The organism is Corynebacterium sp. HMSC075D04 (genome assembly GCF_001815635.1).
In the GTDB taxonomy this organism is placed as follows: domain Bacteria; phylum Actinomycetota; class Actinomycetes; order Mycobacteriales; family Mycobacteriaceae; genus Corynebacterium; species Corynebacterium coyleae.
Map to the genome: position 1 here is coordinate 1 of NZ_KV821302.1, position 1,322 is coordinate 1,322.

The 1,322-nt window shown below is 59.7% G+C and carries 1 protein-coding gene and 1 pseudogene; both read right to left on the minus strand.

Annotated features, from left to right (window positions below; genetic code table 11):
* Positions 1–55: 55 nt before the first annotated feature.
* Positions 56–970 (minus strand): annotated as a pseudogene (locus HMPREF3048_RS02495) (IS3 family transposase); the annotation flags it as partial.
* On the minus strand, positions 964–1,272 hold the full coding sequence (locus HMPREF3048_RS02500) for a transposase (RefSeq protein WP_070422110.1): 309 nt from the start codon (positions 1,270–1,272) through the stop codon (positions 964–966). The gene HMPREF3048_RS02500 and the pseudogene HMPREF3048_RS02495, both read right to left, overlap by 7 nt.
* Positions 1,273–1,322: the final 50 nt, after the last annotated feature.

The following is a 1,322-nucleotide window of genomic DNA, read 5'->3' on the forward strand; positions in this document are numbered from 1 at the left end:
TGGCCTGTGTCAAATTTTGTGGACGGGTAAACCCGTTGTGTTTGGTTGTGGGGGGTTAGGCTGCGGCGGCGTGTGTGTCGGCGCAGCGGGTTTTGAATTGGCGCATTGCTTCGGCGGGGATCAGCCCGGTGGTGGAGTGGATGCGGCGGCGGTTGTAGTACGTCTCGATCCAGTGTCCGACTTCGTAGCGGGCGTCGAACTTCGACGCGAACTGCTTCTTTTCGTACAGCAGATGCAGCTTCAACGTGGAAAACATCGACTCCGCAACCGCGTTGTCCCAGCACACACCGACCGCGCCGGTGCTTAAACGCACATCGAGTTTCTTGGCTGTTTGCGCGAACTGCTTCGAGGTGTATTGCGAGCCGCGGTCGGAGTGAAACACCGCGTTGCCCGCGACGAAACCGGCCGCGTGCGCCATGGTCAGCGCGTCGACGACAAGTTGCGCACTCATCCGGTCTGCGATCTGCCACCCGACAACCATCCGTGTGCTCAGATCGATCACGACGGCCAGATACATCCATCCCTGCGCGGTGCGCAGGTAGGTGATGTCGCCGCACAGATAGGTTGTCGGCATCGCGGGGTAGAAACGGCGCCGAAGCAGATCAGCTCGTGCGCTCGCCTGCGGGTCTTGGATCGTGGTGCGTTTAAACGCGCGACGGTACTTGGTGTGCAGCGTGTTGTCAGCCATGATCTTTCGCACCGCATACAGCGTGGTTGCAACGTTTTGGGCCTGAAGCTGCCGGTAGATAGTGCGCGCCCCGGCAAAACCGTTGTGCTCGTTGAAGATCTCGATAACCAGATCGGTAATCGCCGCGCGTTTCGCCCGCGGTGTGCCACCGGTCGGCGGAGTATCTCTACGCTTGCGCCAGGCGTAATAGCCGGAGCTGGATACTTCCAACACACGGCACATCATTGACACTGGGTAGCGGGGGCAGGGGTTGCCTTCTTCGTGGAAGTGGGCAATTACCGCGAAGAGGTCCTCGTGGTGTGCTCCGTGGCGAAGAAGGCGGCCGCTTTTTTTAAAAACTCGTTTTCACGCTCGAGCTCTTTGATCCGCTTTGCCATCTCTGCCGGGTCCTGCGACGCGGCATCAGCAGCGCGCATGTGGCTGCCGGAACCAGTGCCCAAGGTGCCTTCGGCTTTGGCCACCCAGCGTCCCAACGACGAGGACGACACCCCGTACTCCTGGGCCACGGCACCACGGGTCTTGCCGAACATCAACACCTCATCAATGCACTGCTGACGGAACTGATCCGAATACTTACGTGGCATGATTTAATCCTTCCAGATCGGTGGGTTTCACCGTCCACCGGAATCATGAC

Bases quoted from the DNA above. Each gene is read 5' to 3' on its own strand.
- HMPREF3048_RS02500 (WP_070422110.1), bottom strand. From the start codon at position 1,272: ATGCCACGTAAGTATTCGGATCAGTTCCGTCAGCAGTGCATTGATGAG.